Origin of the sequence: Sphingopyxis sp. MC1, assembly GCF_000371385.1 — a bacterium.
Lineage (GTDB): Bacteria > Pseudomonadota > Alphaproteobacteria > Sphingomonadales > Sphingomonadaceae > Sphingopyxis > Sphingopyxis terrae.
In genome coordinates this window covers 297924-305053 of sequence record NZ_AOUN01000004.1, presented here as the reverse complement: position 1 = coordinate 305053, position 7130 = coordinate 297924, and the positions used below count along the sequence as shown (strand labels likewise).

At 65.9% G+C, this 7130-nt stretch carries 7 protein-coding genes; 2 read left to right on the top strand and 5 right to left on the bottom strand.

Features of this window, described 5'->3' with window-relative positions; all coding sequences use genetic code 11:
• A partial coding sequence (locus tag EBMC1_RS08310) for an SPOR domain-containing protein (protein ID WP_003043399.1) occupies nucleotides 1–398 on the top strand: 398 nt, incomplete at its 5' end.
• Between the two features lie 42 nt (nucleotides 399–440).
• Here EBMC1_RS08310 and EBMC1_RS08305 read toward each other — a convergent pair.
• Nucleotides 441–1832: a DUF1254 domain-containing protein gene (locus EBMC1_RS08305; protein ID WP_003043397.1), complete on the bottom strand. Its 1392-nt coding sequence runs from the start codon at nucleotides 1830–1832 to the stop codon at nucleotides 441–443.
• 131 nt (nucleotides 1833–1963) lie between these two features.
• Here EBMC1_RS08305 and EBMC1_RS08300 point away from each other — a divergent pair, with 131 nt between their 5' ends.
• Complete coding sequence (locus EBMC1_RS08300) at nucleotides 1964–2704, top strand: Crp/Fnr family transcriptional regulator (RefSeq protein ID WP_003043395.1); 741 nt, start codon at nucleotides 1964–1966, stop codon at nucleotides 2702–2704.
• A gap of 75 nt (nucleotides 2705–2779) precedes the next feature.
• Here EBMC1_RS08300 and EBMC1_RS08295 read toward each other — a convergent pair whose 3' ends face one another.
• Genes EBMC1_RS08295 through atpA form a run of 4 tightly spaced genes read right to left on the bottom strand, consistent with a single transcriptional unit; the run spans nucleotide 2780 to nucleotide 7110 of the window.
• Nucleotides 2780–3037 carry an ATP synthase F1 subunit epsilon gene (locus EBMC1_RS08295; RefSeq protein WP_003043394.1) on the bottom strand — a complete coding sequence of 86 codons (258 nt, stop codon included), beginning with the start codon at nucleotides 3035–3037 and terminating at the stop codon, nucleotides 2780–2782.
• A 47-nt stretch (nucleotides 3038–3084) separates the two neighbouring features.
• Entirely contained in the window at nucleotides 3085–4623 is a 1539-nt protein-coding gene (atpD, locus tag EBMC1_RS08290) for a F0F1 ATP synthase subunit beta (RefSeq protein ID WP_003043392.1), read from the bottom strand.
• 24 nt (nucleotides 4624–4647) lie between these two features.
• Nucleotides 4648–5523: a F0F1 ATP synthase subunit gamma gene (locus EBMC1_RS08285; RefSeq protein ID WP_003043390.1), complete on the bottom strand. Its 876-nt coding sequence runs from the start codon at nucleotides 5521–5523 to the stop codon at nucleotides 4648–4650.
• Between the two features lie 57 nt (nucleotides 5524–5580).
• Nucleotides 5581–7110 (bottom strand): F0F1 ATP synthase subunit alpha, encoded by a 1530-nt coding sequence (atpA, locus tag EBMC1_RS08280; RefSeq protein WP_003043389.1) that lies wholly within the window; start codon nucleotides 7108–7110, stop codon nucleotides 5581–5583.
• Nucleotides 7111–7130 lie beyond the last annotated feature (20 nt).

Below are 7130 nucleotides of genomic sequence, written 5' to 3'. Positions count from 1 at the left end.
CCGCGACGGCCGCCGCCAAGCCGGGGACCAGCTATGCTGCGCCGCCGCTGGCGGGCCCGCTGCCGGCAACCCCGGCCGCGGCTCCGGCGCCCAAGCGTATCCGCGTCGAACCGGCGGCGACGCCCGATGCCGCGCCCAAGCCCGCGCCGGTGCGCGCCGCAACTGCCGGCCCCTGGCGCGCACAGCTCGGCGCCTTTGCGGTTGATGGCAACGCGAAGAAATTGTGGGCGGCGCTGGCGCGCAAATATCCCGCCGTTGCGGCCCAGACCCCCGTCTATGTCAAGGCGGGGTCGGTCACGCGCCTTCACGCCACCGGCTTTACGACCCGCGCCGACGCCCAAGGCTTTTGCGCCACGCTCCAGAAGAGCGGACAGGCCTGCCTCGTCGTCGACAAATAGCCGGCGGCGCAGCAGGCCCGCTTCGCGTCACGTCACCTCGCTTCAGGGCAGCCGCTTGATCGCGGGCGGCGTCCAGCGGCCGTCGCGCGCCGCGCGCTCGGGCAGGTAGAGGCGCAGGTTCATCGAAAAGGCCCCGGCGGGGGCGGGCAGCCAGTTGGCCTGTTTGTCGGCGCCGGGGTCATCCTTCTGGATATAGAGGTCGAGCGATCCGTCGGCATTGAACGCCAGCTTGTCGCGATCGCCGATCGCATAGCGGCCGATCGGATTGTCGACGAAGAACTGATCTTCGCCATACATGGTCAGCGACCAGAAGGCGTCGGCGGGCGGAAGCTGGTCCTTGTCGAAATGCAGCACATAGCGTGCGGCACCGGTCAGCGGCTTGCCCTCGCTGTCGAGCGGCGCCATCGGGTAGATGGCTTCCTCGGGCGGCAGCGCACCCAGCCCGGCATAGGCAACGAAGGCGCGTTGCAGATAGTCATTGCCATAAACGCCCAGCGCATTGCCCAGCGCGACCCAATTGTTGCGCGTCAGCGCCAGCCGTTTACGGCGATCGAGCATCCGCTGATAGGCGTCGGCCGCGGCGCGCGTCAGGCCGCGCTGGACCGCCGGATCGGCCTTTGCGAGGTCGAAATCCTGCCCCGGAACCAGCCCCACGCGCTCCATGCGCAGCAGGATCGCGTAATCGGTCGCGTGCGGCGGATTGCGCTTCATCACCTCGGCGAAGCGCGCGAAAAAGGCGCCGGGCGTCATCTGTGCGACCTGGACCACCGGCGGCGTCTTCATGTCGACGCTGCTGTCGACCGTCGGCATCGTGGCGGCGCGCGGTTTGCCCCATTGCGACAGCGGCGCAGCATCATAGCCTGCCTGCAGGCCGTGGACATGGTCGTAATCGGCGGGGCCGTTGGTTTGGATGCGCCCGATGATCCACCCCATGTCGGTCGGGCTGCGCACCATCCGCATCCCCTGGGGCAGCTTGCCCTGCCAATGCGGACCGACCAGCGCGACGGTACCGCCGTCGTTGCCGGTCGTGCGCGTACCCAGCGTTGCGAACACTTCGGTCCACATGTCCATGATCGGCACAACATGATAGCGGCCGGCGGTCTTCGGCAGCGTCAGGACGAGCGGTTCCTTGCCCACGTCATACCATAGCGAGGAATAGAGCGTGTCGGCATTGGGGCGCACGACATCCTTGAAGGTCGCGTCGGGATAGGTCTGCATGTGCGAGAAATCGTTCATCGGCGCGCGCAGCCGTCCGGGCGCACCGGCATTGGTCGAGACGCGTCGGGTCGTGTCCATCAGCACCATCGGATAGCCATAGGTATAGGCGTCGAGGCCGATCTCATAGGCCTCCTCCTCGCTCGCCGGAGCCGCCTGCACGGCCGTGCCCGACAGCGTGCTCGCGAGCATCGCCAGCAGCGCCAACAGATATTTCATCGCACCTCACTCCTCTTTCCACTTTGCGTGGATGCCGTAGCGGGGCGGGCGGGTGCAGTCTGTCATCGGGCCGACAATCTCGTTGGGAAAATTGCCGCCGCATCCTACTATGCGCGCCGGGAGGACAGGCGATGGCGTCGCAGTCGCGGGAAAGGGAGGGGGAAGGCACAGCGCCGGCGCACGGCGACCGGCTGGCCGTGCTGCGCCGCTGCCCGCTCTTCGCTGCCTGGCCGGAGGCGCGGCTTGCCGACCTTGCCCGCATCGCGCGCACCGCCGACTATCCGCGCGGCGCCGAAATCTTCGCGCGCGATCCCGAACAACGCGACATTTTCGTGATCACGGCGGGCGGGGTCGAGGTCAGCCGGGGCAGCGCCGCCGGACGCAAGTTCGTGCTCAGCCTGTCGGGACCGTTCGAAGTGCTCGCGCTCGTTCGTCTGCTCGACAATCCGCCGATCCGTTTCGCCTACCGCGCGCATATGGATACGACGCTGGTGCATCTGCCGGTCGCCGGGCTGCGCGCGATCCTCGACGCCGATCCGATCCTGTGGCGCGACATCGCGCTGCTGATGTGCGCGCGGCAGGGTGACAGCCTGCGGCTGCTCAACGACCAGCAGCTCGGATCGCTCGACCAGCGCATGGCGTGGACGCTCGCCGACCTCGCGCGCATCCACGGAATCGCGGGCGAACAGGGGACCGACGTGGGCTTGCGATTGCCGCAGGAGCAATTGGGCGCGATGCTCGGCGTCACGCGCCAGAGCGTGAACAAGCTGCTGCGCGGCTTCGAGGAGGCGGGGCTGATCGCCATCGATTACAACCGCATCACCATCCGCGACCCCGCGGCGCTCGATCGCCTCGCGGCGCGGCCCGATTAGGCGGCCCACCCTCCGCACCGCCAATAAAAAAGGGGCCGCAAGGCCCCTTTTCGATCCGGCAAGCGGCGCGCGGCGTCAGCCGGCGATATGTTCGGCGAGGACGGTGAGGCCGGCTTCGTTCACCTCGGCAAAGCCGCCTTCGACCTCGATCGTTTCGGGCTGGGCGCCGTTCGTCGCATAGATGGTCAGCGGGCCGTTGCGCAGCGTCGCCATGAAGGGCGCATGGCCTTCGAGCACCGAGAAATCGCCCTCGCTGCCCGGCACGGTGACCATATAGACGTCGCTCGACCGCTCGAGGCGGGCGGGGGTAACGAGTTCGAACTTCAGAGCCATATCTCTATTCCTACAACCCCTCCCCCGAAAGGGAGGGATCGTTATCCTCAGGCCGCGTCTTCGGCGAGCTTCGCGGCCTTGGCGACCGCTTCGTCGATACCGCCGACCATGTAGAAGGCCGCTTCGGGCAGGTGGTCATATTCGCCGTCGACGACGGCCTTGAACGACTTCACCGTTTCCTCGATCGGCACGAACTTGCCGGGGATGCCGGTGAAGACTTCGGCGACGTGGAACGGCTGCGACAGGAAGCGCTGGATCTTGCGTGCGCGGGCGACGACCAGCTTATCTTCTTCCGAAAGCTCGTCCATGCCCAGGATCGCGATGATGTCCTGCAGCGACTTGTACTTCTGCAGCGTTTCCTGAACGCGGCGGGCGGTTTCGTAATGCTCCTGGCCGACCGTCGCGGCGGTCAGAACGCGGCTGGTCGAATCGAGCGGGTCGACCGCCGGATAGATGCCAAGTTCCGAAATCGCGCGGCTCAGCGTCGTGGTCGCGTCCAAGTGAGCGAACGAGGTGGCGGGAGCCGGGTCGGTCAAGTCGTCCGCGGGAACGTAGATGGCCTGCACCGAGGTGATCGAGCCCTTGGTGGTCGAGGTGATGCGTTCCTGCAGCGCGCCCATGTCGGTCGACAGCGTCGGCTGGTAACCCACGGCCGAGGGAATACGGCCGAGCAGCGCCGACACTTCCGAACCCGCCTGGGTAAAGCGGAAGATGTTGTCGACGAAGAACAGAACGTCCTGGCCTTCCTGGTCGCGGAAATATTCGGCCATGGTCAGACCCGACAGCGCCACGCGGGCGCGGGCGCCCGGGGGCTCGTTCATCTGGCCGAACACCAGCGCCACTTTCGAGCCGTCGGGGGTCGGGTTGCCGTCGGCGTCCTTGGCGATAACGCCGGCGTCGAGGAATTCGTGGTACAGGTCGTTGCCTTCGCGGGTGCGTTCACCGACGCCCGCGAACACCGACACGCCGCCGTGGCCCTTGGCGATGTTGTTGATCAGTTCCTGAATAAGAACGGTCTTGCCGACCCCGGCGCCGCCGAACAGGCCGATCTTGCCGCCCTTGGCGTAGGGCGCGATCAGGTCGATGACCTTGATGCCGGTGACCAGGATCGCCGCTTCGGTCGACTGATCGACGAATTCGGGAGCCTTGGCGTGGATCGGCGCGGTCATGTCGCTGTTCACCGGGCCGCGCTCGTCGATCGGGTCGCCGATGACGTTGAGGATGCGGCCGAGCGTCTGCGGGCCGACGGGAACCGAAATCTGCGCGCCGGTGTCGCGAACCGGCTGGCCGCGGGTCAGGCCGTCGGTCGCGTCCATCGCGATGGTGCGGACGGTGTTTTCACCGAGGTGCTGCGCGACTTCGAGAACGAGGCGGTTGCCATTGTTGTCGGTTTCCAGCGCGTTCAGAATGGCGGGCAGGGTGCCGGTGAACTGGACGTCGACGACGGCGCCGATGACCTGTGCGACGCGGCCGGTCGCGGTGCCGGTGGCAGCGGCCTTCGGCGCAGCGGCCTTCTTCGGCGCAGCAGCCTTGGGCGCGGCGGCCTTCTTGGCGGGAGCCTTCTTTTCAGCGGGAGCGGTAGCCATGGTCTTCTTCCTTGGGTTGATCGATTAGAGCGCTTCGGCGCCCGCGATAATCTCGATAAGTTCGGTGGTGATCGCCGCCTGACGCGTGCGGTTGTAAACGATGGTCAGCTTGTTGATCAGCTCGCCCGCGTTGCGCGTCGCATTGTCCATCGCGGTCATCGACGCGCCCTGTTCGGACGCGGCGTTTTCAAGGAGGCCCTTGAAGATCTGGATGGTGACGTTGCGCGGCAAGAGGTCGGCAAGGATCTCTTCCTCGCCCGGTTCATATTCGACCGCGGCGCCGCTCGACGCCGGAACGTCGGCCGGCGGCGGAACCGGGATCATCTGCTGGCCGGTCGCGATCTGGAGCAGCGCCGAGCGGAACTTCGAATAGAAGAGGTGCGCGACGTCGAAGGCGCCGGCTTCGTAAAGCTCCATCACCTTCGCCGAAATCTCGTTCGCCTGATCGAAGCCGATATCGCGGATGCCGGTCGTTTCATACTGCTCGATGATCTGACCGGGGAAGAGGCGGGCGATCACCGGCCGGCCCTTGCGGCCGACGAGGAAGAAGCGAACCGTCTTGCCTTCGGCCTGCAGCGCCAAAGCCTTGTCGCGTGCCGCCTTGACGATGTTCGAGTTGAACGCGCCGGCAAGGCCGCGGTCGCTGTTGAGCACGACGAGAAGGTGCGTGTCGCTCTTGCCGGTGCCCGACAGCAGCTTGGGCGCGGAATCCGACGCGCCGACCTTGGAGGCGAGGCTGGCGACGACGCCTTCGAGCCGCTCGGCATAGGGCCGCGCGGCTTCGGCCGCGGCCTGCGCCTTGCGCAGCTTCGCGGCGGCGACCATCTTCTTGGCCTTGGTGATCTTCTGGGTCGATTTGACCGAGACGATCCGCCCTTTGAGTTCCTTAAGCGATGCCATTACGGCCCCTCTTGTTCGTCAGCCCGGCGCACGAGGCCGGGCTCACGGTAACTTGGCTTACGCGAAAATCTTGGCGAAGGCGTCGAGCGCCGCGACCAGGCTCTTCTTGGTGTCGTCGCCAAGATCCTTGGTGTCGCGGATCGCCTTCAGCACATCGGCATGGTCGCTGCGCAGATAGGCGAGCATCGCCGCTTCGTAGCGCGACACGTCGGTCGTCGCGACAGCGTCGAGATAGCCGTTGGTGCCGGCAAAGATCGACGCGGTCTGCTCTTCGAACGGCATCGGCTGGAACTGCGGCTGCTTCAAGAGCTGCGTCAGGCGCGCGCCGCGGTTGAGCAGCTTTTGCGTCGACGCGTCGAGGTCCGAACCGAACTGCGCGAAGGCTTCCATTTCGCGATACTGTGCGAGCTCGAGCTTGATCGAGCCCGACACCTTCTTCATCGCCTTGGTCTGCGCGGCCGAGCCGACGCGGCTCACCGACAGGCCGACGTTGATCGCCGGACGGATACCCGCGTTGAACAGGTTGGTTTCGAGGAAGATCTGGCCGTCGGTGATCGAAATCACGTTGGTCGGGATGTACGCCGAAACGTCACCCGCCTGCGTTTCGATGATCGGCAGCGCGGTGAGCGAGCCCGAACCATTGTCGCTGTTCATCTTCGCAGCGCGCTCGAGCAGGCGGCTGTGCAGATAGAAAACGTCGCCCGGATAGGCTTCGCGGCCCGGCGGGCGGCGGAGCAGCAGCGACATCTGGCGGTAGGCGACGGCCTGCTTCGACAGATCGTCATAGACGATCACGGCGTGCATGCCGTTGTCGCGGAAGAACTCGCCCATCGTCACGCCGGCATAGGGGGCGAGATACTGGAGCGGCGCAGGTTCCGACGCAGTCGCAGCGACGACGATCGAATATTCCATCGCGCCATTTTCTTCGAGCTGGCGGACGATCTGCGCGACGGTCGAACGCTTCTGACCGACGGCGACGTAGATGCAGTACAGCTTCTTCGATTCGTCGTCGCCCTTGTTGACGTCCTTCTGGTTGATGAAGGTGTCGATCGCGACGGCGGTCTTGCCGGTCTGACGGTCACCGATGATCAGTTCGCGCTGGCCGCGGCCGACGGGGACGAGCGCGTCGAGCGCCTTGAGGCCGGTCTGGACGGGTTCGTGAACCGAGGTGCGCGGGATGATGCCCGGCGCCTTGACTTCGACGCGCATCCGCTTGTCGGCCTTGATCGGGCCCTTGCCGTCGATCGGGTTACCGAGGCCATCGACGACGCGGCCGAGCAGACCCTTGCCGACGGGGACGTCGACGATCGTGCCGGTGCGCTTGACGGTGTCGCCTTCCTTGATCTCGCTGTCCGAGCCGAAGATCACGATGCCGACATTGTCGGCTTCGAGGTTGAGCGCCATGCCCTTCACGCCATTGGCGAATTCGACCATCTCGCCGGCCTGGACATTGTCGAGGCCATAGACGCGGGCGATGCCGTCACCGACGGAGAGCACCGAACCGATTTCGCTGACCGTGGCGTCGGTCCCGAAATTGGCGATCTGGTCCTTGATGACCTTGCTGATTTCAGCGGCGCGGATTTCCATTATTCAGCCTTTCATCGGGC

Excerpts from the sequence above, each read along its gene's own strand:
- EBMC1_RS08295 (WP_003043394.1), bottom strand. The coding sequence starts at position 3,037 with ATGGCTCTGAAGTTCGAACTCGTTACCCCCGCCCGCCTCGAGCGGTCG.
- EBMC1_RS08305 (WP_003043397.1), bottom strand. The coding sequence starts at position 1,832 with ATGAAATATCTGTTGGCGCTGCTGGCGATGCTCGCGAGCACGCTGTCG.
- atpD (WP_003043392.1), bottom strand. The coding sequence starts at position 4,623 with ATGGCTACCGCTCCCGCTGAAAAGAAGGCTCCCGCCAAGAAGGCCGCC.
- atpA (WP_003043389.1), bottom strand. The coding sequence starts at position 7,110 with ATGGAAATCCGCGCCGCTGAAATCAGCAAGGTCATCAAGGACCAGATC.
- EBMC1_RS08300 (WP_003043395.1), top strand. The coding sequence starts at position 1,964 with ATGGCGTCGCAGTCGCGGGAAAGGGAGGGGGAAGGCACAGCGCCGGCG.
- EBMC1_RS08285 (WP_003043390.1), bottom strand. The coding sequence starts at position 5,523 with ATGGCATCGCTTAAGGAACTCAAAGGGCGGATCGTCTCGGTCAAATCG.